Raw genomic sequence first — 23,987 nt, 5'->3', positions numbered from 1 at the left:
CACTGTCCGATCATCCCAACGGGTGGTGCGTGCCCCCGGACTCAGCGGTCCGCCACCCTTCGCGCGCCAGGCGCAGCGAGGCGCCGGCGTCCCTGTCCGAGGCGGTGAGGTAAGCCCAGCCCAGGGGGTTCCAGCGCAGCCGGCGCACCTCGACGCCGTCGATCACCGCATTCTCCCGCGCCGCGCGCTCCTACGCGTCGGCGGCGCGGTCCGACGCGGTCCGCACCGCGTCCTCGGCGTCGGCGGCCTCGCCGACCACGTAGTAGTGGCTGCGCACGGCCCCCTGGGCCGTACGGAACCGCAATCCCACGAACCATCGGTCCTCGGGGGCGACGGTGGCAAGCATCGGAAAGCGCTCTCCTCGTTCCTGGTCTGCGCGGGGGCCGTGTCCCGGACCGCCGCCCTTCGATCCGTTGGAACAGCGGGCGCACCGCCCCTCATCGCAGACCCGGCGGGCCCAGGTGGACCTGGGAACGGGATTACCACCCAGCGGCCCTGCGAACGCGACGCGCGGGGCCGGGCGCGCTCGGGGCCGACGGCGCCGCCCCGGGGTCACCCCCCGCTGGGACCGAAGCGCTCGGTGCGGATCCGGTCCGGGTGGTGGCCGAGGGCCACCAGCAGTCCCGCGGCCGTCTCGACGAAGCCGGTGGGTCCGCACACGTAGCAGGCGGGTTCGAAGTCCGCGGGCCAGCCCCACTCGGCCAGATCGCGCGCCTGGATCCGGCCCGCGGGGCGGGCACCGCCGTCCGGTGCCGACCGGGTGTAGAGGTACGTCGTGTCGAGGCCGGGCGCGCCACGCTCCATCTCGTCTGTGTAGAACCGGTCCTCGGGCGTGCGCACGGAGTACAGCAGGCGGAACGGCGCTCGGCTGCCCGCCGCGGCGCGGGCGCGCACCATCGCCATGAGCGGGACCAGCCCGGAACCGCCCGCGACCAGCAGCACCGGTTCGGTCTGCTCGGGGCGCCACACGAACCAGCCGCCGACCGGCCCGCGCAGCTCGATCGCGTCCCCGACGGCGAGGTCGTCGGTCAGATAGGGCGACACCTCGCCCTCCTCGACCCGCTGGACGGTCAGTTCGATCCGGTCGCCGTCGGCCGTGGACGCCAGGGAGTAGCTGCGCTGGGTGCTGTAGCCGTCCTCCGCGGTGAGCCGGACGTCGACGTGCTGGCCGGGCAGGTGGCCCGGCCAGCCGGGCACGTCGAACACCAGCGTCCGCGCGGCCGCGGACTCGTGGCGCCGTGCCACCAGTTCGGCGGCGAGCCAGCGCAGACGGTCGCCTAGTCGCCTTGGTACCGCTGTTCGCGCCATGGGTCTCCGTAGTCGTGGTAGCCGACGCTCTCCCAGAAGCCCGGCTCGTCGTCCAGCAGCAGCCGGAGGCCGCGGACCCATTTCGCCGACTTCCACAGGTACAGGTGCGGGACCAGCAACCGGGCCGGGCCCCCGTGCTCGGGGTCGAGCTCCTCGCCGTCGTACTCGTAGGCGATCCACGCCTGTCCGTCGAGCAGGTCCTCCAGGGGCAGGTTGGTGGTGTAGCCGCCGTAGGAGTGGACGAGCGCGTACTCGGCGGCGGTCTCCACCTCGGCCAGCAGCGTGTCCAGGGACACGCCGCGCCAGTGGGTGCCGAACTTCGACCACTTGGTCACGCAGTGCAGGTCGACCGTCGGGGTCTGCGCGGGCAGCGCCGTCAGCTGCGCCCAGTTCCACCGGTGGCGGGTGCCGTCCTCGGTGGTGACGGTGAACTCCCAGTCCTCATGGGTGATCCGCGGGGTGGGGCCGGCCGACAGGACGGGGAAGTCGAAGGTCTCGTACTGTCCCGGCGGGAGCTTGTTGCCCGAGGTGGGACGCCGGCCGTGGAATCCGCGCGAGATGATCGGCATGCCGCGCCGCCCTTCTTCTTCTCGCCGGCCCCCGGCTCGCCCGTGGACGCGGAACGTGCGGAACATGCGGAACTTCAGCATCGCGGACCGGCGCCGTCCGGTCCACCGGAGCCGGCGGGCCTGGCGCCCGGTCCCCGCGAGCGGGGCGCGCCGCGCGGCGCGACCCCCGCGCTCAGCGCAGCCGCGTCGCCGCCCGGCGGCGGTCCGCCAGCACTTCCCGGGCGGCCCGCGTGCCCGAGGCCAGCGCGCCCTGGAGCGACCCGGTCGCCCGGTGGTCGCCGCAGACATGGCGCCCCGGCGCGAAGCGGGTCGTGCGGGTCATCGCGAGCGGCGCCGGCATCGCCGGCAGGGCCTCCCGCACGGTGCGGCGGTGCAACGGCTCCCAGGCGGCGGCGTCCGTGCCGTACGCCTCCGACAGCGCCGCGGTCAGCGCGGGCTCGTCGTCGGTTCCTGGCACTCCGAGCACCGAGGTCGCCACAAGGGCGCGGCCGTCCGGGGACAGCCCGGGCTGCACCTCGGTGAGGACCACGGTGTTCAGGAAGCGCCGGCGCTCGTCCACCATCAGCGTCGGCTCGGCGAGGGGCGACCGGTTCGCGGCGTGGTAGAAGGTCGTCACCGTCCTCGTCGGCGGCGCAGTGAGCCCGGGCAGGAGCCTCACCGCCGCCCCAGGTCCGGTGGCCACCACCACGACGGGCGCGGCGAGATCCGTGCCGTCCTCCAGCAGCACCCCGTCACCGGTCAGCTCGCGCACCGGGGCCTGCGTGGACACCGTGCCCTCCGGCAGCCGCCCGGCCAGCTGCGCGGGCACGGCGCCGATCCCCTCGGCGGGCAGGGCGAGGGTGCCGCGCAGCATGCTGCGCCAGACGAAGTGGAAGAAGCGGCTGGAGGTCTCCAGTTGGTCCTCGAGAAAGACCCCGGACAGGAAAGGCCGGAACAGGGTCTCCACCAGCTCGGACGAGATGCCCGCGGCGGCCAGCGCGGTCAGCGTCGTGGTGTCGGGGCCCGCGCGCAGCCGTGCGGCGGGAAGCACCATGTCGCGGGCGCTCAGGACGGCCAGGGCGGCCAGGTCGCGTCCCGACGCGAGCCGACCGGGGAGCAGATCTGCCAACGCGTACGGCGGCCGGGTCGGGTCCGCGAAGCGCAGCCTCCCCCGGGAGGTGTGCACCAGGACACCCGGGGTGAACGGCCGCAGCCGCAGCGGCGCCAGCTCAAGGCGCCGTTTCACCTGCGGGTAGGAGGTGTTGAAAACCTGGAAGCCGCGGTCGAGGAGGAAGCCGCGGTGCCGGTCGGTGCGCATCCGGCCACCGACGGCGTCCGAGGCCTCCAGCACCCGCACCGCCAACCCGGCAACGGCGAGGTCCGCCGCGCACGCCAGCCCGGCGGCGCCCGCCCCGACCACGATCACGTCGCAGCGGCCACCGCGTTCCTGCAGCATGGTCCATGCCTTTCGTCCGCGTACACCCTGATACGGGCCGACCGCCCTCACGCTACGCGGCTGGCGCCCCGGAACGCCCCCCGCAACACACCGCCGAAGGGGCGCCCCGCGCCGGGCCGGGGCCAGACATCCTGCGGTTGCGCTCGCGCCTCTTCGCTTCCGCACGACGTTCCGGATCCCGCCCGGCGCCCGCCGGAGCATCACCCAGCGCTCGCTCGCCGCCACCGCGGGCGGCAGGGCCGCCCGCCACCGGTCGAGTTCCGCGGGTCTCGCGAGACGTTCTCGTGGCGGCGCACGGCGTGAACCCCCGTCAGGTCGCCACCTGCGGCCTGCCCTCGGCCGACGCCCCGACGGCGGTCCGTGCCGTCGGAACACCGCTCCCGTCGAATCCTGCGGCGCGCGGCCGATGAGTTCCCGCGCGACCGGCAGTCAGCCATGATGGCGAGCACGCCGCGACGCGACCGTGACGGCGTAGCACGGACCGATCGCCGAGAACCTGACACGAGACACCGAGGGAAGACGACGATGCGCACTCTGATCAGCACCGCTTTCATGTCGCTCGACGGCGTGGTGGAGGCCCCGGGTGGCGAGAGCGGTTACCGGAACTCCGGCTGGACCTTCAAGAACATCGAGTTCCTGCCCGAGGCCTTCGAGATCAAGGGGCGGGAGCAGAAGGAGGCCGCCGCCATGCTGATGGGCCGCGTCAGCTACGAGGCGTTCAGCCCCGTGTGGCCGGACATGGCGGAGTTCGCCGACTACAAGATCATGCCGAAATACGTCGTCTCCACCAGTCTCACCGAGGACGACCTCGTGCCGAACTGGGGCGAGACGACGATCCTGCGATCGCTCGACGACGTGGCCGCGTTGAAGGACACCGAGGGCGGGCCGATCATCGTCCACGGCAGCGCCGCCCTGAACCGAGCGCTTTCCGACGCCGGCCTGATCGACCGCTACCACCTGCTCGTCTTCCCGCTCCTGCTCGGCGCGGGCACACGTCTGTTCAGCACCACGGACAAGGACGCCCAGAAGCTGAGGCTGGTCGAACACGAGGCCTACGCCAACGGCCTGCAGAAGAACGTCTTCGACGTCGTCCGCTGACGGACGCGCCCGCCCCCGGGTCCCTGCCGACGTGAGCCACGGGCCGCGTCCACGGGGGCATGGACCCGGCGCCGGACCTGGGCTCCTTGCCGATCGGGCACATCCCTTGCCTCTTTGTCACACCGCCGTGTCTGCGCGGTCCAGGAGGTGAGACCGAAAACACCGACGCCCGGACAGTCCGTACCCCAGGCGTCACCGAGGGTGAGCTCCACGGCCCGACACATCGTCCGGGCCGGAACCCGACATGCGGGGGGTGCGGGGCAGGCGAACAATGGAACCAGCGGAGTTGACGCACCGTGCCAGTCCGTGGCGCAGGCGCCCACAGGCGCGCGTCGCGCTCCCCGTCGGCCGCTCGCGTCGCGATCCCCGTCAGCCCCGCACACGCATCAGTGAGGGTGTTGGTCATGGGCGGTATCAACGGGCAGGCTCTCCAAGGCCTGCGAGAGACGCTGCGCGGGCCCGTCGCCGTGGCGGGGGACCCCGGCTACGAAGAGGCCCGCCGTGTCTACAACGCCATGATCGACCGGCGCCCGGCGGCGATCGCCGGCTGTGTCGACGTGGCGGACGTCCGGACCGTCCTGGCCTTCGCTAAGGACACCGGGCTCGAACTCGCGGTGCGCGGCGGCGGTCACAGCGGTCCGGGGCTGTGTGTGCTCGACGACGGAATCACCCTCGACCTGACCCCGATGCGCTGGGTGCACGTCGACCCCGCGACGCGCACCGCGCGCGTGGGCGGCGGAAGCCGGCAGGGCGACCTCGACCACGCGGCCCACGCCTTCGGCCTGGCCACTCCCACCGGGACCATATCGACCACCGGAATCGGCGGTCTCACCCTCGGCGGCGGCCACGGACATCTGACCCGCCGGTACGGGCTGAGCATCGACAACCTGCTCTCCGCCGACGTGGTCCTCGCGGACGGCACCTACGTCACCGCGTCGCAGCACGAACATCCCGACCTGTTCTGGGCGCTGCGCGGCGGCGGGGGCAACTTCGGTGTGGTCACCACGTTCACCTTCCGGCTGCACCCCGTGGACACCGTGGGCGTCGCGCTGACCCTGTGGCCCGTCGACCACACGCGCGAAGTACTCCAGTGGTACCGGGAGTTCCTGCCCGCCGCACCCGAAACCCTCTCCGGCTTCTTCGCCTTGCTGACCGTGCCGCCCGTACCGCCCTTCCCCGAGCAGATCCACGGGAGGAAGGTGTGCGGCGTGGTGTGGTGCTTCACGGGCGACCTCGATGGGGACCGTCTGGAGGAGACCCTGACCGTCGTCGACGAACCAGGGCCGCCGGCGTTCCACTTCACCACGCCCATGCCCTACCCGTCCCTGCAGAGCATGTTCGACGGACTGATGCCCAAGGGGCTGCAGTGGTACTGGCGAGGCGACTTCTTCGACGCCATCACGGACGAGGCCATCGCCGTACACGAGAAGTTCGGCCCGAACCTGCCCACCGGGCTCACCACCATGCACCTCTACCCGGTGGACGGGGCGGCACGCCGCGTCGACTCCGACGACACGGCCTGGGCCTACCGGGACGCCGTGTGGTCCGGCGTCATTGCCGGCATCGACCCCGAGCCCGCCAACGCGGGCCTCATCCGGCAATGGAGCGTCGACTACTGGACCGACCTGCACCCCCACTCCATGGGCGGCGCCTACATCAACTTCCTCGGCGAGAACGAGACCGCCGGCCGAGTCGAGGGCACCTACCGAGATCACTACGACAGGCTGGCCGCGGTCAAGGAGACGTACGACCCTCACAACTTCTTCCGCGCCAACCAGAACATCCCACCCGCCGTCTCGTGACCTTCTGAGAACACCAGGGGTGTCCGGCTTCGGGATCGAGGGACGACCGCGTGCCCTCGTCGGCCGTCCGTTGACCCGTATCGACCCCTGTCCGGCTGGTCCTGGACGTCCAGGACAACGAGTGGTTCGCCGACCGCCCCGTCCTGCTCGGCTTCACCGGCGAGCGGGTCGAGATCGACCACGGTGAGTCCCACGACCTGCCGATCACCGGGAACACGGTGGCCCCCGCGGGCCGGTGCCGACACGCGCCGCGAGATGCACGTCCTGCGGGGCGAGGTGCATGCCCTGCGGAAGCCGAACGGGTCCGCCCAGGGCCGCGGCGCCGAGAGTGCCGGTGCCTGGGCTGCGCCGCGCCGCCGGCTGCACGAGGTGTGATCGGGCCGCGCCGGGACGGCGCAGGCGCCGGGACGGCGCAGGCGCCGGGACAGGGTACGGAACAAGAGCACGCGCTGGGACACGCCGCGGCGCGCCGAGTCGGACTCCGGCCTGCCGCGGGCGAACCGGGGCGCCCGGGAGGACTGACGTCACCCGCTCGGCTACTCAATGTGCACACTTCGCTACACAGGGCGATTCTTGCTGTGGGCTCGCCGCTGTCTCCGACAGCCCTTTCCTTTGGTGAGCGGCGTCTGCCGCCCCCGGCGGGCCCCTTCTAGGAGGTGACGTGTTGTCCCGAATAGCCGTGCCTCAGGCGGTGCGTGAGCGGCGTCGAGGCGGGATGCGGATGTGGACGGTGGCCGCAAGCATGGCCCTGGCGTCCAGTGCCCTGACAGGTGCCGCGTACGCGGGAGGCGCCGAAGGCGGCGAGTCCGCCGCCGTGAACCCCGGCAAGGAAACCGGTCTTTCCGACCCGTGCTTCCGCTTCCCCTCCTTCCCCGGGTACTGCCCCAGCCGCCCCGGCCACCATCACCACGGCGGCCCGGTGATCCCCGGTCCGCCCGGCCCGCCCGGGCCTGCCGGTCCGCAGGGGCCGGCCGGACCCGCCGGGCCTCCCGGCACACCAGGTGCCCCCGGTCCCGCCGGGCCTCCCGGACCGCAGGGCGACCCCGGCGCACCGGGTGCCCCCGGTCCCGCCGGACCGCAGGGCGACCCCGGTGCACCGGGCGCCCCCGGTCCCGCCGGACCTCCCGGACCTCCCGGAGTGGCTCCGGAACACGGCCTGGTGGACTTCGTCACCGAGGGCCTGTTCGTACCGCCCCCAGGGGTCACCTCGGTCTTCGTCCAGGCGTGGGGCGCCGGCGGAGGCGGTTCGGGTGGCGACACCATCACCAGTGGATCCGGTGGTGGCGGTGGCGGCTTCGCCTGGTGCGTCCTCCCCGTCCAGCCGCTCACCCAGGTCACGGTGAACGTCGGCACGGGAGGTGCGGGAGCGCCCGCGCCCGGGCCCGGGGCGGCGGGGACGAGCACCACCGTGGACAACGGCCTCGGCGATGTGGTGACCGCGTCCGGCGGTGCGGGCGGGCAGGTCCTGGCCGGCGGCGCCGGCGGCCCGGGCATCTGCCCCGGGCTGGGCACGACCCGGCAGGGCGCCGGCGGTGGAGCCGGCGGCACGCCCGGGACCGCTCCGGCGGGACCGGGAGGCGAACCGGCGGTCGACGGCATCGTCCAACCGGCCTCGACGGCCCCGACGGCCGCGGGCACCGGAGGCTCGGGCGGTGCGGGCGGCGTCGGCGAGACCGGCGGCAACGGATACGTCGTCATCTGGTGGTAGCTGCGACAGGGCAGGGCCCGGCGCACCTCGGTGTGCCGGGCCCTGCCCTGTCCGCTCGGGCACCCGGCGCCCGAGCTGACAGGCGCGTGCCCGCGGCCTGTCAGGAGAAGCCCACGACGGCGTGCGGCCGGTACGGACTCTCCAGCTCCTTCACCTCCGCGTCGGTGAGGCGCACATCCAGCGCGGCGACCGCGTCCTCCAGGTGCGACTCCTTGCCGACGCCGACGATGGGCGCCGTGACCACGGACTTGCCCAGCACCCAGGCCAGGGCGACCTGCGCCCGCGGCACCCCGCGCCGGGCCGCGATCGACGCCACGGCGTCGACGATCACCCGGTCCTCCTCGAGATAGAGGGTGTTGCCGAACCCGTCGGTGTCCTGCCGGGCGCTGCCGGCGTCCCAGTCGCGGGTCAGCCGCCCCCGGGCGAGAGGGCTCCAGGGGGTGACCCCGACGCCCTGGTCCGCGCAGAGCGGCAGCATCTCCCGCTCCTCCTCGCGGTGGAGGAGGTTGTAGTGGTTCTGCATGCTGACGAACCTGGTCCAGCCGTGGCGCTCGGCCGTGTACTGGGCCTTGGAGAACTGCCAGGCGTACATGGAGGACGCGCCGATGTACCGCGCCTTACCCGCGCGCACCACGTCGTGCAGGGCCTCCATCGTCTCCTCGATCGGGGTGTGCGGGTCCCAGCGGTGGATGATGTAGAGGTCCACGTAGTCCGTCCCCAGGCGGCGCAGGCTCGCGTCGATCTCGGTGAGGATGGCCTTGCGGGACAGGCCCGCCCCGTTGGCGCCGGAACGCATGCGGCCGTGCACCTTGGTGGCCAGCACGATCTCCTCGCGGGACGCGTACTCGGCGAGGGCCCGGCCGACGATCTCCTCACTGGTGCCGTCGGAGTAGACGTTGGCGGTGTCGAAGAAGTTGATGCCGGCCTCCACGGCTCGGCGGATGAGCGGGCGGGCGGCGTCCTCGTCCAGCGTCCATGGGTGGTTGCCGCGGTCCGGCGTGCCGTAGCTCATGCACCCCAGACAGATCCGCGAGACGTCCAGACCGGTCTTGCCGAGTTTCGTGTACTCCACGTCCATGCCTCCGCGTGCTGGTGTGGTGGTTCGGTTGCCGTACGGCGTTCTGAGTATGCAAGTTTGTGGATCTTCACGTCGACGGATCCTCGTGCGACGCACACCACATACTTGCATTGTGCATCCAAGTGGATGGAGTCCGGTATGCCCCTTATGGGACTTCAGTCCCATAAGCAGCGTGTGCGATGTCACATGACCGGTTTTGCGCCCATGCGCCATGGCCCTGACCTGCAACTTCCCGGAACCTCGAGTTCCGCTTCCTATGACTGCGCCGGTCAGGCCCTTGCGCGGGCGGGAATGCTCGCGCAGAGTCCACGTATCCGGCCCCGGCCGCGCAGCGCGGCAGCCGGCATTCCGGGCGGGGCTAGCCGAAAGGGTCCTCGTCTCACATGCGCAGCCAGGCCAAGCACCGCCGTGGGCGTTCCCTGCGGCTCAAGCTGTCCGCGACGGCCGTCGCCTCCGCAGCGGCCTTCGCCGGGACCGCATGGGCACTCCAGCAGTCCGGGTCGGACACCGCCGGCTCGTCCGGCTCGTCCCCGGCCCATGTCGCCTCCACCGTCCCGAGCGCCTCCGCGCAACCGGACCACGGACTGCTCGAGGCCGACAGCGGCCACCGCGACGCGGCTCCCGAGGCGAAGAAGAAGGACGCCGGGACGGCGCCCGCGAAGCGCCCGGCCCCGGCGAAGACGCCGTCGAAGGCGACCGCGCAGCCGAAGACCGGGCCCGGGACCGAGACGCGGAAGCCGCAACCGAAGCCGAAGCCCGATCCGAAGCCGACGAAGACCGCCGCGAAGCCGCCTCACATCGAACCGGCCCATCCGAAGCCGCCCGCGAGCACGCCGACCCCGAAGCCCACCCACACCGTCACCCCGCCGACCGCACCCACCACGCCACCGCCGCCGCACACACCGGACCCCACCCCTCCGGCGACCACCCCGCCCCCCACCCCGACCCCCACGACGAGCGCACCGCACACCTCCGCGCCTCCGGGCGCCGAGGCCGCGGAGAGCCCGGCGAGCTCCGCCCCGCGGACCGCGCCGCACCGAGCCGACGCCGGGCAGCCGCGGCCCTCCGGATTCCTCCCCCAGGGGGAAGGCGGCGGGCACGCCCTCGCCCCCTGGCTGCCGTTCCCCGCGACCGCTCCGGGGCACACAGCCGGAGCCCCGGGGGGCGCAGCCCCGGCCCGCTGAGCCGCCGGGCACCGCCCGTGTGGGCCGCCCGCCGTGTCGGGCCGGCCCGGGAGCCGTACCGTGGGCGTCCTAGGGAAGCGAGGGCGCCGGGCATGGGTGACACGAAGCGGGACCGCCTGCCGCGCGGCGTGTACGAGCGCGAACTGCTGCGGCTGCAGGTCGAGCTGGTCAAGCTGCAGGAGTGGGTGCGGGCCGGCGGGCACCGGCTCGTCGTCGTCTTCGAGGGCCGCGACGCGGCCGGCAAGGGCAGCACGATCAAGCGGGTGACCGAGCACCTCAACCCGCGCGTCGCACGCATCGCCGCGCTCCCGGCGCCGACCGAACGCGAGCGCACCCAGTGGTACTTCCAGCGCTACGTCGACCACCTGCCGGCCGGCGGGGAGATCGTGCTGTTCGACCGGAGCTGGTACAACCGCGCCGGCGTCGAGCACGTGATGGGCTTCTGCACCCCCGAGGAGCACGTGCGGTTCCTGCACCAATGCCCGATCTTCGAGCGGCTGCTCATCGAGGACGGCATCATCCTGCGCAAGTACTGGTTCTCCGTCAGCGACGCCGTCCAGGAGCAGCGGTTCAGGGCCCGACTGCAGGACCCGACCCGCCGGTGGAAGCTGTCGGGGATGGACCTGGAGTCCATCACCCGGTGGGAGGCGTACTCGCAGGCCAAGGACCAGATGTTCGTGCACACCGACATCCCCGAGGCCCCCTGGTTCGTCGTCCCGAGCGACGACAAGCGCGCCGCCCGCATCAACATGATCGCCCACCTCCTCTCGAGCATCCCGTACGAGGAGGTCCCGCTCCCGGCCGTCGAGCTCCCGCCCCGCCCCGAGTCGACCGGCTACCGGCGCCCACCCCGCGACCAGCAGACCTACGTCCCGGACCACACGGCGGACCTGCGCTGACGCCGCCCCCGGACCGCGCCCGAAGGACTCGAACGAACCACTCCGGACGGCCCAGGCACCCCGCACCCGCACCGGCGCCGAGGCAGAAGTCCACGGCGCCGGGTGCGCGGGCCGCAGGCCGCGCTCACGCTGGGAGGGGGACACCTTTCAGCCAGAAGGAGCGGAACGCCATGAAGGCATGGGTCTTCCAGGGTCCGGGACAGGCCGCCTGGCAGGAGGTGGCCGATCCGGTCCTGCAGGACACGGGCGACGCCATCGTCCGTGTCGACACCGCCGCGGTATGCGGCACCGACCTGCACATCCTCAAGGGCGATGTGCCGGACGTCGCCCCCGGAACGGTGCTCGGCCACGAGGCCGTGGGCGAGGTCGTCGAGACGGGCGCGGACGTGGACTGCGTCCGGCCCGGCGACCGGGTCCTCGTCAGCTGCGTCTCCGGGTGCGGACGCTGCCGGTTCTGCCGTGAGCAGGCCTACGGGCAGTGCCTGGACGGTGGCGGCTGGGTGCTCGGACATCTCATCGACGGCGCGCAGGCGGAGTACGTGCGCGTGCCGTACGCCGACACCTCGCTGTACCCGCTCCCGCACAACGTGCACGGGCACGACGCGGTCCTGCTGTCGGACGTCTTCCCCACCGCCTACGAGGTGGGCGTGCTCAACGGACGGGTCCGGCCAGGGGACACCGTCGCCGTGGTCGGGTGCGGCCCGATCGGGCTGGCCGCCGTCGCGACCGCCCAGCTGTGCTCCCCGCACACCGTGATCGCCGTGGACGTGGCGGCGGCCCGGCTGCAGGCGGCGAAGAACCTGGGCGCGGACGCCGTGGTCATGGCGAGCGAGCAGCCGGAGCAGTTGGTCGCCGACCTCACGGGAGGGCTCGGCGCGGACGTGGTGATCGAGGCGGTGGGGCTGCCGGAGACCTTCCGGATGTGCGCCCGGATGGTCCGGCCCGGCGGCCGGGTGGCGAACGCGGGGGTGCACGGCGAGCCGGTCACCCTCCACCTGGAGGAGCTGTGGAGCCGCAACATCACCATCACCACGGGTCTGGTCGACACGTACTCCACGCCCACCCTGCTGCGTCTGCTGGAGGCCCGGAAGCTGCCGACCGGTGCGTTCGTCACGCACACCTTCGAACTGCACGAGATCGCCGAGGCCTACGACGTCTTCGCGTCGGCGGCCGACACCGGCGCGCTCAAGGTCGTTCTGGGCGGACCCCACCACGACGTCATCGTGCCGTGGGCGGGTTCCGCGCGAAGCGCGGCATAAGGGAGGCGTAACGGACGCGTCAGAAGAACGTCAGGGACGCGGCCGCCAGTCTTGACGAAATCCTGACGGCGTCCGGACGGCTTCACGGGAGATGGGGCGCCGGCCCGTGCGTACGCTGACCAGGCCATCTCGTGGTGGCCGGAACCAGTCGCGTACGTCAGGAGCCCCGATGACCTCCCCCGTCCCTGCGGGCCGCCTGCGTGCGTGGATGCTCGAGGGTCTGTCCGACATGGCCCGGCACCAGCAGGGCGGACAGGCGGCCCCGGAACGGCCAGGCCACGGGCAGCGCTGGTGGCGGGTGATGTGCCTGACCGGCGTCGACTACTTCTCCACCCTCGGCTACCAGCCCGGCATCGCGGCCCTGGCGGCCGGCCTGCTCTCACCGGTGGCCACGGTCGTGCTGGTGGTCGTGACGCTGGCCGGCGCCCTGCCCGTCTACCGCCGGGTGGCCGAGGAGAGCCCGCGCGGCGAAGGCTCCATAGCCATGCTGGAGCGGCTGCTGTCGTTCTGGAAGGGCAAGCTCTTCGTCCTGACGCTGCTGGGCTTCGCGGCAACCGACTTCCTCATCACGATCACGCTGTCGGCGGCCGACGCCTCCACCCACCTGGTCGAGAACCCGCACCTGGCGAGCGCGCTGCAGGGCAAGCAGATGCTGATCACCCTGCTGCTGGTCGCGCTGCTGGGCGCGGTCTTCATGAAGGGCTTCCTGGAGGCGATCGGAGTCGCGGTCGCCCTGGTCGGCGTCTACCTCGTACTCAACGCGGCCGTCGTGGCCGTCGGTCTGTGGCACGTGGCCACGGCCGGGCACGTGGTGACCGACTGGTCGCATGCCCTGACCGCCGAGCACGGGAACGTCGCGGTGATGGTCGGCGTGGCGCTGCTGGTCTTCCCGAAGCTCGCACTGGGCCTGTCCGGCTTCGAGACCGGTGTGGCGGTGATGCCGCACGTCAAGGGCGACCCCTCCGACACCGAGGAGCGCCCCGCGGGACGCGTCCGCGGCACCAAGAAGCTGCTGACCACGGCCGCCGTCATCATGAGCTGCTTCCTGATCACGACCAGCTTCATCACCACCCTGCTGATCCCCGCCGACGAGTTCGAGGCGGGGGGCAAGGCCAACGGCCGCGCGCTGGCCTACCTCGCGCACGAATACCTGGGCAACGCCTTCGGCACCGTCTACGACGTGTCGACGATCTGCATCCTGTGGTTCGCCGGCGCCTCGGCGATGGCCGGCCTCCTCAACCTCATGCCCCGCTACCTGCCGCGCTACGGCATGGCGCCGCACTGGGCGCGGGCGGTGCGGCCGATGGTGCTGGTCTTCACCCTCGTCGCCTTCCTGGTCACGTGGATCTTCGACGCCGATGTCGACGCCCAGGGCGGCGCGTACGCGACCGGTGTCCTGGTGCTCATCTCCTCCGCGGCGATCGCGGTGACCATCGCCGCCCGCAAGGCGGGTCAGCGCAACTGGACGATCGGTTTCGGGGTGATCTCCGCCGTCTTCCTCTACACGACGGTCGTGAACGTCTTCGAGCGTCCGGACGGCGTGAAGATCGGCGCCTGCTTCATCGTCGGCATCATGGTGATCTCGCTGCTGTCGCGGCTCGCCCGCGCCTTCGAACTGCGCATCACCGGCATCAGCGTGGACGACATGGCCGAGCGTTTCGTGCGGGACGTCTCCCACCGCACGATCCGGTTCATCGCCAACGAGCCCGACCGGCGGGACGCCGCCGAGTACCGGGACAAGATCAAGCAGATCCGGTCCGACAACGACCTGCCGGCCGAGGAGGACTTCGTCTTCGTCGAGGTGACCGTCGCCGACCCGTCCGAGTTCGAGGCGGGCCTGATAGTGCGCGGCGAGGTGCTGCACGGCCGCTACCGCGTGCTGACCCTGGAGAGCTCGTCCGTCCCGAACGCGCTCGCGGCGTTCCTGCTGCACGTCCGCGACACCACCGGGCAGCGCCCGCACATCTACTTCGAGTGGACCGAGGGCACCCCCTTCGCCAACTTCCTGCGCTTCTTCCTCTTCGGGCAGGGCGAGGTCGCCCCGGTCACACGCGAGGTGCTGCGCGAGGCGGAGCCCGACCGCGGCCGCAGACCCCGCGTCCACGTCGGCTGACCGCCGGGTCAAAGGCGCGAAAGGACGCCGCCCGCAGGCGTCAGGAGAACGTCAGGGCCGCGCCCGGCGGGTGCCGCGCCGCCTACGGTCGGCTCCATGGAACGGCGAACGACTCCCCGGCCCGGGCGGCGGGGCACACCCGGTGGGCGCCATCGGCTTGTCCGCCCCATGGCGCGAGCCGGGTCGGACCACCGCCTTCGTGTGCCTGGCGGTGCTGCCCGAAACGCGGCCCCGGGCACGCTCTCCCCAAGGCGTGCGGCGCTGCGGCCGGCCCCGGCCGTGCTCGTGCCGCGCCCGGACGGGACGACCGCGGGAAACGGGCGGCCGGTCCCCGCGTCCCCTGCTGTGTCCCGGCGGCTGATGCCGCGGGACGCCCACGGGCGGTGGCTGGGGCGCCGCACTCGCGTCCCAGGAGCGGGTGCGCGTCGCGCCCGCCCCGCCGTCACGCGTTCCGGGAGGGTACGTGTGGGGGCCCGGCTCGGCGGGCCGATCGGCGGCGCCGCGGGGCGCGGCGCCCGATGCGGCCGGGACGCGCCGGCCGGCCGCCGACCCCTGGGCCGCCGCACCTGGTCGTACGGCGAGAGACGAGGCAGTCGGTGATCGAGTCGCCCCATCGGGGCGCCCCCGGCGGCACGGGCGGGCGCGTGGTCGTTGGCCTGAGCGGTTCCCCCGGCAGTCTGGCCGCGTTGCACCGGGCGGTCGCGGAGGCCCGGTCCCGGTCGGCAGGGCTCGTGGCGGTCCTGGCCTGGCAGCCGCCCCCCGAGGGATGTGAGTACCGCCGGGCGCCGCTTCCGCCCCGGCCGCCCTTCGACTGGGAGCAGGATGCGCGTCAGCGCCTGCGCATCGCGTTGGAGGAGGCCCTCGGCGCCGACGCTCCGCCCGGGATGCCGGACTTCCGCGCCGGGACCGGGCGCGGGCCCGCCGGGCACGTGCTGGTGAAGGCCGCCGCCCGCGGCGAGGACCTGCTGGTCGTCGGCACCGGGTCGCGCGGCGTGCTGCCGCGTGCGCTGCGCGGTTCGGTGGCACGTTACTGCGTCGCGCACGCGGCCTGCCCGGTGCTCGTCGTACCGCCGTCCCGGCTGCCCGCCGGGCTCTGAGCCTCAGCGCCGCAGGTGCGCGAGGACGGTGCGCATGGCGCGCTCCACGGCCTCGCGCGCCGCCGGGCCGCGATCGGTCGTCTCGAAGCCGTGGGTGCCGTCGGGCACCTCGATCACTTCCACGTCCGCGCCCGCGTCCTTGGCGGCCGAGAGGAACTCGTCGACCGTTGCCGCGATCTCCGTCCGCTCCCGTCCCACCCGGGTCAGGACGACGGGCGGCGCCCCCGTGCCGCGCACCGCGGCCGCCGGCCGGAAACGGGACTCGGCCAGGCCCCAGTTGGGGAGCGGCGCCAGGACGGGATAGGTGGCCGCCACACAGCGCAGCCAGTGCGGGGGCGCCGCCAACCAGTCCGCGGTCAGCACACCGCCGGCGGAGAAGAACCACAGCGCGACGCGGTCGGCGTCGACCCGCGGATCGGCGCGGACGAGTTCGACCGCCTCGACGAGGTCCTCGGCGGCGCGCGGGAAGTCGCCGAGGGAGTGCAGCCGGTGGTCGACGACCGCACCGACCGCTCCCATGGCCGCCGCGAGGCGGCCGTAACCGACGAAGGCCGGCCAGTCGCGCGGTGCCGGCCGGGCCCCGGCCGGCACCGGGCCCCCGTGGACGAGCACCACGGCGGGGCGGGGCGCGCCGCCGGCGGCCGGCTCCGGGAGGTGCAGGTCGACCCGCTCGCGGCGCTCGCGGGGCCGTTCGGGCAGGTCGAGCAGGAACGGCCGCAGGTGCGCGGGCAACTCGCCCGTCGTGGCGATCCGGTGACCGTCCCCGGCGGCGGCCTTCAGCAGGACGTCGGCGAGTTCGCCCGGGGCGGAGAGCATCGGCCAGTGCCCGGTGGCGAGTTCGAAGAAGGTGACGCGGGGGTCGGTGAGCACCTGGAGCTCGGGGTGCCCCATGCCCACCAGCGCCTCCACCATGGCGATGCTCGAGCCGTTGCCGGTGCACAGGACGCCGGTCGTCGGCAGGCCGGCGGGCGCCCCGGTGAGGCGCAGCGGCCGGGTGAGCGTCCCGATGGGCTGGGGCGCGGCGTCCGCGGCGAGGCGGGCGAGCGCGGCGGCGGGCACGCCCGCGGTGCTGCCCCAGCGCTCCCACGCACCGAGCGGTGGCGGGGCGACGGGCCCCGCGTCCCCGCCGGGTGCGGCCGTGGTGACCGATGCCGTCAGGCGGGCGCGCAGCTCCTGGTCGGGCACCAGTTGCAGCGGCGCGTCGCCGTCCCGGGGCATGCCCGCGTCCAGGTGGACGACCCGGGCGACGCGTCCGGGCCGCCGGTCGGCGGCGGCGACCACCGGGTGGATGCCGTAGCCGTGGCCGACGAGCACCACGTCCGCCGTGTCCAGGGAGTCGACGACCCGGAGGACGTCCTCGACATGGGTCTCCAGGTCGGTGCCGGGCCCTGCCGGGCGGCCGGAACCCGCCATGCCGGTGAGCGTCACCGGACGGACGCCGGCGCCGGCCTCCGTCAGCAGGCCGGCGACGTCCTCCCACACCCAGCCGCCCGTGTGGGCCTCGGGGACGAGTACAAAAACGGTCATGCATGCCTCCCCGCACGCGGTGGTCCGCGGCACGGCCGGGTCGGCCGTCCGCGCTCGCCGCTACGGTAGGAGCTCCCCCAAAGGGAGGTTCAAGCCGTGGAAGCCGACGACAGGTCGAGCGAGGACATGCTGAGCATCGGTGAGCTGGCCGAGCGGGCCGGTGTCTCCGTCAAGACCGCCCGCTTCTACTCGGACCGCGGGCTGCTGCCCGAGTCGGCCCGCAGCGCGGGCGGCCACCGCCGCTACTCCCCCGAGGCGCTCCAACGACTCCGCCTGATCCGCTCCCTGCGTGCCCTGGACCTGCCGGTGTCCGACGTGGGGCGGGCCCTGGATCGGGAGGACGCCCTGGAGGACGTCGTCGCGGGCCACTTGCGGACCCTCGGCTCTCAACTGGCCGCCCTGCGCTGGCGGGAGGCAGCCGTGCGGCTGCTGCAGGACTGCACGGCCGAGGAGCGGGCCGAGCGGCTGGAGCTCGTCGGGGCCGTCTCCGCACCGCCCACCACGGACGCGATGGCCCGCTTCTGGCGCCGCTGGCTGCAGCCCGCGCGGCTGCCGGCCCCCCTGCTGGGCCGGATCCTCGAACTCGCCGTGCCACCGCCGCCGGACGAGCCCGCCCCGGCGCAGGTGCTGGCCTTCGCCCGGCTGCACGCCTTCGCCTCGGCCTCCTGCCCGCCGGGCGCCCTGCGGGGGCTGGCGGCGCACCGGCCTGACGCGGGCCCCCGTCCGGCCGTGCTGTACGAGGGCCTCGAGGAGGCGTACGAACTCGCCGCGCCGGACGTCCTGGCCGGTCGCGAACCCGGTGCGGGCGAGGCGCTGGACTGCTTCGTCAGCGCCCACGCGCGGTCGTTCGGCGCGCGTGACACGCCCGACTTCCGCCGTCGGCTGAGCGGCCTGCTCGCCGCGGAGCCCCGGATCGACCGCTACTGGCAGCTCGTGGGGGAGCTGAGGGGCCCGGGGCGGCCCACCCCGGGCGCCGCTCACACCTGGCTGCGCGGCGCGCTCGAGCGACAGGTCACAGCGCGGTGAGGATGCGCGGGCCCTCCTCCGTGACGGCGACGGTGTGCTCGAAGTGGGCGGCGCGGCTGCCGTCTTGGGTGTGCAGCGTCCAGCCGTCGGGGGCCGTGCGGTAGTCGCCGCGTCCCCCGGCCATCAACATCGGCTCGATGGCGAGGGTCAGCCCGTGCCGCAGGCGGTAGCCGCGGCCCGGCCGGCCCTGGTTGGGCACATCGGGGTCCTCGTGCATCCGGCGGCCGATGCCGTGCCCGCCGAAGTCCCCGGGCATGCCGCACCGGGCCGCGCGGGCCACGGTGCCGATGGCGTGCGAGATGTCGCCCACGCGGTTGCCGACGGTCGCGGCGGCGATCCCCGCGTCGAGGGCCCTGCGCGTGGCCTCGATGAGGCGCAGGTCGGCGGGCCGGGGCGTGCCGACGGTGAAGCTGATGGCGGCGTCGCCGGTCCAGCCGTCCAGTTCGGCGCCGCAGTCGACGCTCACCAGGTCGCCGTCGCGCAGCCGGTAGGCGGTCGGGACGCCGTGCACGACGGCGTCGTTGACCGAGGTGCAGATCACGGCGGGGAACGGCGTGGGGGCGAACGACGGCCGGTAGCCGAGGAAGGGCGACCGCGCGCCCGCCGCGTCCAGGACGGCGCGGGCCGCCTCGTCCAGTTCCCGCAGCGACACACCGACGCGCGCCGCCTCGCGGGCGGCGGCGAGCGCACGAGCCACGACCCGCCCCGCCTCGCGCATGGCCGCGAGCGCGGCTTCCGTCTTGATCTCCACCATGCCCATGGCTCCGTCCCGCCCCCTGAGGGCACCCAATTCTTATACCGGTATTAGTATCACGGACATGGTGCGCACTCCTCTGACCCCCTGGGAACGGCGACGCGGCGAGCGCTTCGGTGCGCTGCTGCGACAGGCCCGCGGCGACCGCAGCATGGTGGAGGTCGCCTCAGCGGCCGGCGTCTCCGCCGAGACCCTGCGCAAGATCGAGACGGGCCGCGCTCCCACCCCGGCCTTCTTCACCGTGGCCGCCCTCGCCGCGGCCCTGGACATCTCCCTGGACGACCTCGCCTTCGCCTGCGTCCCGGAGGCCGACGCCGCGGTCGAGGTCGGGGCCCTGTCCGCGTAGGTCGCGCTGGGGCTCCACTCCCGGGTGGGGACCCCGGGGCCCGTCCACCGGCGCGGTCGGTGCCGGCCCCGCACCGTGCGGCGGGGCGGTGCCGCGCCGGGGCGGGCCCCAAGCCTTCAGCCGGGGCCCCCCGCACCTCGGCATTCGCGGCGCTGACTCACATCGCCGGGCACCGCGCGCACCGGTCGACGCCTGCGGTGACACACTCCGCCGGGGTGGGAGCGCATGGCGGCCGGTGGGAGTCGGCAAGGCACTCGCGGCTGACCCCGGCCCGTCTTCTCGGCCACCACCGGTCGGCCGTCAGTCGCCCGGCGGCCGCAGGACGCCTTTCGACCGCCTGACGCAACCAGCCCGGCACTGCCTCGCGTGGCGCCGCGCTCAGTTGCCCCCAAAGCCCCCGCCGTCGCCGAACCCGCCGAACCCGCCGCCGTCACCGAAGCCCCCGCCGAAGTCGCCGGGGTCGAAGTCGGCGCCCGAGTAGTCGCCGCCCTGGCCGTCCGGCCCGCCGCCGTATCCGCCCGCATGGCCGTCGCCGTACGCGTAGGGGGCCTGGCCTCCCCAGGAGCTGCCGAGCAGGGTCCCCAGGAGGATGCCGGGCAGCATCCCGCCTCCGAAGTAGCCCTGGGCCCAGGGGGCGTAGGCCGGGCCCGCCTCCCAGTACGGACGGGGGCCGCGGGGTGTGCCGACCTGGCGCGCCATGGGCTCCAGGCCGTCCGCGAGCCGGGCCGCGTCGGCCGCGCACACCGGTACGATCCGCTCGGACCCGCCGCCCTCGGGGGTCCACGGCGCGTCCTCGACCGAGGGTCCGTGCCGGGGGTCGAAGAAGCACGGAGGACGGCGCTCGGGCAACGGCCCGCCCGTCATCCGCGCGTCCAGGGTCGCGAGCGCGAAGCGCCCCTCCTCCAGGGCCCGGCTGACCCGCTCCACATCGTCGGGGGAACGCGCGCGGTCCATGGCGGTCTTCGCGGCGTCGTAGGCGTCCAGGGCCCGCGCGTAGTCCTCGCGCATGGCGTCGTCGGCAGCCGCGCCGCCCGGGTCGAAGCCGATCCGGCTCAGCTCCTCGCCGAAGGCGGTGATGTCCTCGTCCACCACCGGGCGCAGTTGGTCGAGCCGGGCCCGGTCCTGCTCCTCCCGGCGCCGCCTGGCCCGCCGCGACATCAGAACGGCCCCGCCGGCCCCGACCAGGACGAGGACGGCCAGCGCCACCAGCACACCGGCCCCGCCGCCCTGGCCGTCGCCGACGGAACCGTCGCCCCATGAGGCCGGGGCACGGCCGGAGGCCTGCGGCAGCGCCTGGTCCACGAAGGCGGTGACCATCGAAGCGGGATCGCCGGGATCGGAACGGCGCACGGCGGCGGCCAGGTTCTCGACGGCGTTGCGCGGCATCACGACGGGATCCGCACCCGCGTCGAAGCGGTCGCCGAGCGCGACAGCGTACACGCCGGTGATGCCGACCTTGGTCCGCAGGTCCGTCAGCAGGGTGGCGGCGGGGAACTGCTCGGTGTCGGGGAGGACGGCGACGAAAACCGGTTTGTCCGCCTTCTCGATGCGTGCGGCGAGGGCGGTCGCCTCGGCCGGCGGCAGCACGTCACGTGCCCGGGGGTCGACGTAGACGGGTCCCTCGCGCAGGGCCGCGGCCACCGTGTCGAGGCCGCTCGCGGCCCGTGCCCCGGGGCCCGTCGCGACGACGAGGCTCAGGACGCCGCAGATCACGGCGAGTACCGGCATGAGGCGGAGGAGCCGCCGGACGGTCCTCATGCTTACGACGCTAACCCAGATCGGGCGGACGCGGGAAACGGGCGGCCGGCCGGTCCCCGGCCGCCCGCGGCGCCCCGGGTCAGCGGGGCGGCAGGGCGCTGGCGCAGCGGGAGCAGTACAGCGCGTCGCTCTCGCCGGACAGGCGGCCGCACTCCGGGCACACGCGATGCAGCAGGCATGCGGCGTCGCCCTCGGCGGTGGCGGGGGCCGGGGCCGGGGCCGGGGCGGAGACGGTCAGGCCGGGGCGGCGGGCGTGCACCGTGAGGTAGGTCAGCCCCGCGGCGCCGGCGTACAGCGCGCGGCAGGTGCCGCGGGGCAGCCAGACCAGGGCGCCGGGCGCCAGGGTCGTCTGGTGCCCGCCGCCGTCGACGGAGAGGTGCCCGCCGCCGTCGACGACGTACAGCAGGACGTCCAGGTCCGCCTCGACGTGCGGCTGGACCTCGGTGCCCGCCGGAAGGCGGATGACGTTCGCGTCGAGCTGGCGGCGGTCCGCGCCGAGGCGCCACAGTGCTCCGCGCTGTCCGACGGGCGTGCGGCCGATCAGGTCCGCCACTTGGGCGAGGACACCCGGCGCGGGCTTGGTCTCCACGTTCGTCCTCCCTGACTCCCTGACTCCCTGAGCCCCCTGGCTCCCTGACTCCCCGGCTCCTGTGGAACAGCCGAACCGTACTCCGCGGCGCGTGCCCCCGCACGGCGGGGCGTGAGCGGCGGGGCGGCGTGGGGAGCCGTCCCCTCGCCGCGACGCGCGCACCGGGCAGGCGGACGATAGGTGCAGGACGCCGGAGCGGACGCCGCGTGGAGGCCGGGATGCCAGTGGGCCGGATCGGGATGGTCGTGCACGGGGCGCGCGAGGACGCGAGCGGGGCCGCCGCGGCGGTGCAGCGGTGGGGCGCCCGGCACGGGGTCCCCGTGATGGAGATCGACGTATGGCGCAAGGACCGGCCCCGGTACAGCGGCCGGGAGGAGGCGGCCGCCGCCGGCTATCCGGATCTGATCGTGACCCTGGGCGGCGACGGGACCTTCCTGCGCGGCGCGCGGGTGGCCGCGGCGTGCGGGGCGGCCGTGCTGGGCGTGGACCTGGGGCGCGTCGGCTTCCTGACCGAGGTGTGCACCGAGGACGTGGAGCGGGCGCTCGACTGCGTCCACGAGGACCGGGCCGCCGTCGAGGACCGCATGACGCTCACCATGCGGGCGTCGCGGCCGCTGGAGATACCCGAGGGCATCGACTCACTGCTGCGGTACGGGCGCGGGCCCGCGCTGCCGCCGCCCCGGGTCCGGCCCAGCGACCCCGAGGACGTGGGCTGGGGCGTGCCGATGGCCGTCAACGCGGTCAACGACGTGGTCTTCGAGAAGCTCGCCCGGGACCGTCAGGCCAGCCTCGCGGTGTATCTGGCGGGCCGGTTGTTCGCGTGCTACTCCGCGGACGCGATCGTGGCGGCCACCCCGACGGGCTCCACCGCGTACAGCTTCGCCGCCGGGGGCCCGGTGCTCTCCCCGCACATGGACGCGCTGGTCTTCACGCCGGTCGCGCCGCACATGGCCTTCGACCGCACCCTGGTGGCGGCTCCCGACGAGGTCGTGGCGGTCCGCGTGCTGCCCCGTTCGGGACGTGTCGCGGTCAGCATCGACGGCCAGTTGAGGGGGGTCCTCGATCCCGGCGACTGGGTCGCGGTGTACAAGGCGCAGCACCGGCTGCGACTGATCCGGCTGGGGCCGACCGACTTCTACGGGCGGCTGCGCGACCGCTTCCGGCTCAGTGACGCGCCGGCCGCGGTCGCCGACGGGGTGGCCCCACCGCTGTACCGGCCCTCCGCCCCCGTTCCGCCCGACCTGCGGAACCTGCGCCTGCCGCCTGCGGGCCGGCGCTGAGCCCGCAGCAGCGCGCCGTCCCCACCGGCCCGTGGACGGGCGCCGGCAGGGACCGCGCACGCGCCGGGCGCGTGACCCGGCGGCTCACCGACCCTGCCCGGGAGGGGTCACAGTCCCTGCCAGGCGGGCTTGGCCGCATAGGTGGCCCGGAAGTATCCGGCCAGCTTCAGCCGGGAGGCGGCCGCCTCGTCGACGACGACGGTCGCGTGCGGGTGCATCTGCAGCGCGGAGGCGGGGACGACCGACGCCAGCGGGCCCTCGACCGCGAGGGCGACCGCCTCCGCCTTGGCCTCTCCCGTGGCGAGCAGCACGAGGTGACGGGCCTCCAGGATGGTGCCGATGCCCTGCGTGATGACGTGGTGCGGCACCTCCTCGGGGCGGTCGAAGAAGCGGGCGTTGTCCTTGCGGGTCTGCTCCGTCAGCGTCTTGATCCGGGTACGCGAGGCCAGGGAGGAGCACGGCTCGTTGAAGCCGATGTGGCCGTCGGTGCCGATGCCGAGCAGCTGGAGGTCGACTCCCCCGGCCTCCGCCAGCGTGCGCTCGTACGCCGCGCACGCCTCGACGATGTCCGACGCCGTGCCGTCGGGTCCCATGAAGGACTCCTCGGCGAGGCCGAGGGGTTCGACGACCTCGCGCAGGACGACGGAGCGGTAGGACTCCGGGTGCCCGGCGGGCAGGCCGACGTACTCGTCCAACTGGCAGATCCGGGCGCGCGAGACGTCGACCGCGCCCTGTCCGGCCAGTCCGGCCAGGGCTCGGTAGACCGGGAGCGGGGTCGATCCGGTGGCGACGCCGAGCAGGGCGTCGGGCTTGCGGCGCAGCAGGTCCGCTATGGCGCCCGCGATGAGTTCGCCACCCGCCGTGGCGTCCGGGACGATGACGACTTCCACTTCAGGACCGCCGATCTGGTGAGAAGTACCTAACTGGTTTAGACCAATTTACCAGCCGCGCGCACACTGGAGCCACCGCCGCCCAGGTGCCTTCGGGCGAATGCCGGGCGCGCCGCGTTGCCGGGTGCGCCGCCGGTGGTAGCAAGCAGGGACAGGCGCGCAGGACGCGGGCGTACGGCGGGGCACGAGCGGAGGTGCGGACGGTGTCCCAAGGACGGCGGATCCGTATCCGCGAGGGGCGCCGGGAGGTGCGCGGGCCCGCCCGGC

22 protein-coding genes are annotated in these 23,987 nt (G+C 74.1%); 11 read left to right on the top strand and 11 right to left on the bottom strand.

Going from position 1 to position 23,987, the window contains the following annotated elements; genetic code table 11:
- Positions 1-10 precede the first annotated feature (10 nt).
- From AC3ET4_RS20110 to AC3ET4_RS20090, 5 genes are all read right to left on the bottom strand, one after another.
- A complete protein-coding gene (locus tag AC3ET4_RS20110) occupies positions 11-166 on the bottom strand; it encodes a hypothetical protein (RefSeq protein WP_431951288.1) in 156 nt (51 codons plus the stop codon).
- Between the two features lie 24 nt (positions 167-190).
- Entirely contained in the window at positions 191-346 is a 156-nt protein-coding gene (locus tag AC3ET4_RS20105) for a hypothetical protein (RefSeq protein WP_431951286.1), read from the bottom strand.
- 206 nt (positions 347-552) lie between these two features.
- Positions 553-1,308, bottom strand: coding sequence for a ferredoxin reductase (locus AC3ET4_RS20100; protein ID WP_431951284.1), 756 nt, complete (start codon positions 1,306-1,308; stop codon positions 553-555).
- Positions 1,278-1,877 (bottom strand): sulfite oxidase-like oxidoreductase, encoded by a 600-nt coding sequence (locus AC3ET4_RS20095; protein ID WP_431951282.1) that lies wholly within the window; start codon positions 1,875-1,877, stop codon positions 1,278-1,280. The genes AC3ET4_RS20100 and AC3ET4_RS20095 overlap by 31 nt, the downstream gene beginning before the upstream one ends.
- A 172-nt stretch (positions 1,878-2,049) precedes the next feature.
- Positions 2,050-3,312: an NAD(P)/FAD-dependent oxidoreductase gene (locus AC3ET4_RS20090; RefSeq protein ID WP_431951280.1), complete on the bottom strand. Its 1,263-nt coding sequence runs from the start codon at positions 3,310-3,312 to the stop codon at positions 2,050-2,052.
- A 525-nt stretch (positions 3,313-3,837) separates the two neighbouring features.
- Between AC3ET4_RS20090 and AC3ET4_RS20085 the strand changes: the two genes are divergently transcribed.
- From AC3ET4_RS20085 to AC3ET4_RS20075, 3 genes are all read left to right on the top strand, one after another.
- Positions 3,838-4,410 (top strand): dihydrofolate reductase family protein, encoded by a 573-nt coding sequence (locus AC3ET4_RS20085; RefSeq protein WP_431951278.1) that lies wholly within the window; start codon positions 3,838-3,840, stop codon positions 4,408-4,410.
- Between the two features lie 404 nt (positions 4,411-4,814).
- Positions 4,815-6,212 carry an FAD-binding oxidoreductase gene (locus AC3ET4_RS20080; protein ID WP_431951276.1) on the top strand — a complete coding sequence of 466 codons (1,398 nt, stop codon included), beginning with the start codon at positions 4,815-4,817 and terminating at the stop codon, positions 6,210-6,212.
- 1,138 nt (positions 6,213-7,350) lie between these two features.
- The gene (locus AC3ET4_RS20075) at positions 7,351-7,920 is read left to right on the top strand and encodes a glycine-rich domain-containing protein (RefSeq protein ID WP_431951274.1); all 570 of its coding nucleotides are present in this window, start codon (positions 7,351-7,353) and stop codon (positions 7,918-7,920) included.
- 100 nt (positions 7,921-8,020) lie between these two features.
- Here AC3ET4_RS20075 and AC3ET4_RS20070 read toward each other — a convergent pair whose 3' ends face one another.
- The gene (locus AC3ET4_RS20070; RefSeq protein WP_431951272.1) at positions 8,021-8,992 is read right to left on the bottom strand and encodes an aldo/keto reductase; all 972 of its coding nucleotides are present in this window, start codon (positions 8,990-8,992) and stop codon (positions 8,021-8,023) included.
- A gap of 389 nt (positions 8,993-9,381) precedes the next feature.
- Here AC3ET4_RS20070 and AC3ET4_RS20065 point away from each other — a divergent pair, with 389 nt between their 5' ends.
- The 5 genes from AC3ET4_RS20065 (at position 9,382) to AC3ET4_RS20045 (ending at position 15,550) form a co-directional block, all read left to right on the top strand.
- Positions 9,382-10,182, top strand: coding sequence for a hypothetical protein (locus AC3ET4_RS20065; RefSeq protein ID WP_431951270.1), 801 nt, complete (start codon positions 9,382-9,384; stop codon positions 10,180-10,182).
- Between the two features lie 92 nt (positions 10,183-10,274).
- The gene (gene ppk2, locus AC3ET4_RS20060; protein WP_431951268.1) at positions 10,275-11,081 is read left to right on the top strand and encodes a polyphosphate kinase 2; all 807 of its coding nucleotides are present in this window, start codon (positions 10,275-10,277) and stop codon (positions 11,079-11,081) included.
- Between the two features lie 170 nt (positions 11,082-11,251).
- Entirely contained in the window at positions 11,252-12,340 is a 1,089-nt protein-coding gene (locus AC3ET4_RS20055; protein WP_431951266.1) for an alcohol dehydrogenase catalytic domain-containing protein, read from the top strand.
- Between the two features lie 169 nt (positions 12,341-12,509).
- Positions 12,510-14,453, top strand: a complete 1,944-nt coding sequence (locus AC3ET4_RS20050) for an APC family permease (RefSeq protein WP_431951264.1) — start codon at positions 12,510-12,512, stop codon at positions 14,451-14,453.
- A 644-nt stretch (positions 14,454-15,097) separates the two neighbouring features.
- On the top strand, positions 15,098-15,550 hold the full coding sequence (locus AC3ET4_RS20045) for a universal stress protein (protein WP_431951262.1): 453 nt from the start codon (positions 15,098-15,100) through the stop codon (positions 15,548-15,550).
- A 3-nt stretch (positions 15,551-15,553) separates the two neighbouring features.
- Here the strand turns inward: AC3ET4_RS20045 and AC3ET4_RS20040 are convergent, their stop codons facing one another.
- Positions 15,554-17,077 carry a dienelactone hydrolase family protein gene (locus AC3ET4_RS20040; protein ID WP_431951260.1) on the bottom strand — a complete coding sequence of 508 codons (1,524 nt, stop codon included), beginning with the start codon at positions 17,075-17,077 and terminating at the stop codon, positions 15,554-15,556.
- A 126-nt stretch (positions 17,078-17,203) separates the two neighbouring features.
- On the opposite strand from AC3ET4_RS20040, the gene AC3ET4_RS20035 reads away from it, so the two are divergent.
- Positions 17,204-18,103 (top strand): helix-turn-helix domain-containing protein, encoded by a 900-nt coding sequence (locus AC3ET4_RS20035; protein ID WP_431951338.1) that lies wholly within the window; start codon positions 17,204-17,206, stop codon positions 18,101-18,103.
- On the opposite strand, the gene map is transcribed toward AC3ET4_RS20035, so the two are convergent.
- Entirely contained in the window at positions 18,090-18,857 is a 768-nt protein-coding gene (gene map, locus AC3ET4_RS20030; protein ID WP_431951258.1) for a type I methionyl aminopeptidase, read from the bottom strand. The two genes, AC3ET4_RS20035 and map, sit on opposite strands and share 14 nt — an antisense overlap.
- Before the next feature lie 64 nt (positions 18,858-18,921).
- On the opposite strand from map, the gene AC3ET4_RS20025 reads away from it, so the two are divergent.
- On the top strand, positions 18,922-19,203 hold the full coding sequence (locus AC3ET4_RS20025) for a helix-turn-helix domain-containing protein (RefSeq protein WP_431951256.1): 282 nt from the start codon (positions 18,922-18,924) through the stop codon (positions 19,201-19,203).
- 378 nt (positions 19,204-19,581) lie between these two features.
- On the opposite strand, the gene AC3ET4_RS20020 is transcribed toward AC3ET4_RS20025, so the two are convergent.
- Together AC3ET4_RS20020 and AC3ET4_RS20015 are read right to left on the bottom strand one after the other, a co-directional pair.
- Positions 19,582-20,961: a hypothetical protein gene (locus AC3ET4_RS20020; RefSeq protein ID WP_431951254.1), complete on the bottom strand. Its 1,380-nt coding sequence runs from the start codon at positions 20,959-20,961 to the stop codon at positions 19,582-19,584.
- Between the two features lie 79 nt (positions 20,962-21,040).
- Positions 21,041-21,550: a cupin domain-containing protein gene (locus AC3ET4_RS20015; protein ID WP_431951252.1), complete on the bottom strand. Its 510-nt coding sequence runs from the start codon at positions 21,548-21,550 to the stop codon at positions 21,041-21,043.
- 218 nt (positions 21,551-21,768) lie between these two features.
- On the opposite strand from AC3ET4_RS20015, the gene AC3ET4_RS20010 reads away from it, so the two are divergent.
- Positions 21,769-22,830, top strand: a complete 1,062-nt coding sequence (locus AC3ET4_RS20010; RefSeq protein ID WP_431951250.1) for an NAD(+)/NADH kinase — start codon at positions 21,769-21,771, stop codon at positions 22,828-22,830.
- 107 nt (positions 22,831-22,937) lie between these two features.
- Here AC3ET4_RS20010 and nagB read toward each other — a convergent pair whose 3' ends face one another.
- On the bottom strand, positions 22,938-23,720 hold the full coding sequence (gene nagB, locus AC3ET4_RS20005) for a glucosamine-6-phosphate deaminase (protein WP_431951248.1): 783 nt from the start codon (positions 23,718-23,720) through the stop codon (positions 22,938-22,940).
- Positions 23,721-23,987: the final 267 nt, after the last annotated feature.

The organism is Actinacidiphila sp. bgisy167 (genome assembly GCF_057707665.1).
The sequence above is the reverse complement of the archived record's forward strand: the minus strand, read 5'-3'. Positions and strand labels throughout refer to the sequence as shown.

Bases quoted from the DNA above. Each gene is read 5' to 3' on its own strand.
- AC3ET4_RS20040 (WP_431951260.1), bottom strand. From the start codon at position 17,077: ATGACCGTTTTTGTACTCGTCCCCGAGGCCCACACGGGCGGCTGGGTG.
- AC3ET4_RS20020 (WP_431951254.1), bottom strand. From the start codon at position 20,961: ATGAGGACCGTCCGGCGGCTCCTCCGCCTCATGCCGGTACTCGCCGTG.
- AC3ET4_RS20065 (WP_431951270.1), top strand. From the start codon at position 9,382: ATGCGCAGCCAGGCCAAGCACCGCCGTGGGCGTTCCCTGCGGCTCAAG.
- AC3ET4_RS20010 (WP_431951250.1), top strand. From the start codon at position 21,769: ATGCCAGTGGGCCGGATCGGGATGGTCGTGCACGGGGCGCGCGAGGAC.
- map (WP_431951258.1), bottom strand. From the start codon at position 18,857: ATGGTGGAGATCAAGACGGAAGCCGCGCTCGCGGCCATGCGCGAGGCG.
- AC3ET4_RS20055 (WP_431951266.1), top strand. From the start codon at position 11,252: ATGAAGGCATGGGTCTTCCAGGGTCCGGGACAGGCCGCCTGGCAGGAG.
- AC3ET4_RS20080 (WP_431951276.1), top strand. From the start codon at position 4,815: ATGGGCGGTATCAACGGGCAGGCTCTCCAAGGCCTGCGAGAGACGCTG.
- AC3ET4_RS20095 (WP_431951282.1), bottom strand. From the start codon at position 1,877: ATGCCGATCATCTCGCGCGGATTCCACGGCCGGCGTCCCACCTCGGGC.
- AC3ET4_RS20035 (WP_431951338.1), top strand. From the start codon at position 17,204: ATGCTGAGCATCGGTGAGCTGGCCGAGCGGGCCGGTGTCTCCGTCAAG.
- AC3ET4_RS20105 (WP_431951286.1), bottom strand. From the start codon at position 346: ATGCTTGCCACCGTCGCCCCCGAGGACCGATGGTTCGTGGGATTGCGG.
- AC3ET4_RS20090 (WP_431951280.1), bottom strand. From the start codon at position 3,312: ATGCTGCAGGAACGCGGTGGCCGCTGCGACGTGATCGTGGTCGGGGCG.
- AC3ET4_RS20050 (WP_431951264.1), top strand. From the start codon at position 12,510: ATGACCTCCCCCGTCCCTGCGGGCCGCCTGCGTGCGTGGATGCTCGAG.
- AC3ET4_RS20085 (WP_431951278.1), top strand. From the start codon at position 3,838: ATGCGCACTCTGATCAGCACCGCTTTCATGTCGCTCGACGGCGTGGTG.
- AC3ET4_RS20100 (WP_431951284.1), bottom strand. From the start codon at position 1,308: ATGGCGCGAACAGCGGTACCAAGGCGACTAGGCGACCGTCTGCGCTGG.
- AC3ET4_RS20025 (WP_431951256.1), top strand. From the start codon at position 18,922: ATGGTGCGCACTCCTCTGACCCCCTGGGAACGGCGACGCGGCGAGCGC.
- ppk2 (WP_431951268.1), top strand. From the start codon at position 10,275: ATGGGTGACACGAAGCGGGACCGCCTGCCGCGCGGCGTGTACGAGCGC.